This window comes from Anoxybacillus thermarum, from assembly GCF_000836725.1.
GTDB classification, from domain to species: Bacteria; Bacillota; Bacilli; order Bacillales; family Anoxybacillaceae; genus Anoxybacillus; species Anoxybacillus thermarum.
This window is the reverse complement of sequence record NZ_JXTH01000128.1, coordinates 1-1,009: the sequence shown is the minus strand read 5'-3', so window position 1 is coordinate 1,009 and position 1,009 is coordinate 1. Positions and strand designations below refer to the sequence as shown.

5 tRNA genes and 1 rRNA gene are annotated in these 1,009 nt (G+C 54.4%); all 6 read right to left on the bottom strand.

The window, feature by feature from the left end:
- Positions 1-426 (bottom strand): 16S ribosomal RNA (locus LH47_RS14670); the annotation flags it as partial.
- 117 nt (positions 427-543) lie between these two features.
- Positions 544-619, bottom strand: a tRNA-Ala gene (locus LH47_RS14665).
- A gap of 7 nt (positions 620-626) precedes the next feature.
- Positions 627-703, bottom strand: a tRNA-Pro gene (locus tag LH47_RS14660).
- Positions 704-723: 20 nt separating this feature from the next.
- Positions 724-800: transfer RNA gene (locus tag LH47_RS14655), tRNA-Arg, on the bottom strand.
- A gap of 8 nt (positions 801-808) precedes the next feature.
- A tRNA-Leu gene (locus LH47_RS14650) sits at positions 809-894 on the bottom strand.
- Positions 895-904: 10 nt separating this feature from the next.
- A tRNA-Gly gene (locus LH47_RS14645) sits at positions 905-979 on the bottom strand.
- Positions 980-1,009: the final 30 nt, after the last annotated feature.

Here is a 1,009-nt window from a genome sequence, read left to right as displayed (position 1 = left end):
GCCTTCCTCGCTCACGCGGCGTTGCTCCGTCAGACTTTCGTCCATTGCGGAAGATTCCCTACTGCTGCCTCCCGTAGGAGTCTGGGCCGTGTCTCAGTCCCAGTGTGGCCGATCACCCTCTCAGGTCGGCTACGCATCGTCGCCTTGGTGAGCCGTTACCTCACCAACTAGCTAATGCGCCGCGGGCCCATCCTGTAGCGACAGCTTGCGCCGCCTTTCAACGAAAGATCATGCGATCTTTCGTGTTATCCGGTATTAGCACCGATTTCTCGGTGTTATCCCCGTCTACAGGGCAGGTTACCCACGTGTTACTCACCCGTCCGCCGCTAACGATTCAAAAGCAAGCTTTTGAATCGTCCGCTCGACTTGCATGTATTAGGCACGCCGCCAGCGTTCGTCCTGAGCCAGGATCAAACTCTCCATAGAAAAGTTATCCTTAGCTTTTGTACGCTTTTCGCTTCGTTCAGTTTTCAAGGAACATCTCGTCGCTTTTGAAGCGACCTTTTTAATATAACATTTACTGTTTTTCTTGTCAACATTTTTTGGTGGAGCCTATCGGGATCGAACCGATGACCTCCTGCGTGCAAAGCAGGCGCTCTCCCAGCTGAGCTAAGGCCCCTTGAAAATGGTCGGGAAGACAGGATTCGAACCTGCGACCCCATGGTCCCAAACCATGTGCTCTACCAAGCTGAGCTACTTCCCGTCCTCACTACGATATAAACATGGCGCGCCCGAGAGGATTCGAACCCCTAACCTTCTGATCCGTAGTCAGATGCTCTATCCAATTGAGCTACGGGCGCATATAAAGTGCCGAGGGCCGGACTCGAACCGGCACGGTAGTCACCTACCGCAGGATTTTAAGTCCTGTGCGTCTGCCAATTCCGCCACCCCGGCATAGGCATGTTGGAGCGGAAGACGGGACTCGAACCCGCGACCCCCACCTTGGCAAGGTGGTGTTCTACCACTGAACTACTTCCGCATTATGCGGGTGGAGGGACTTGAACCCCCA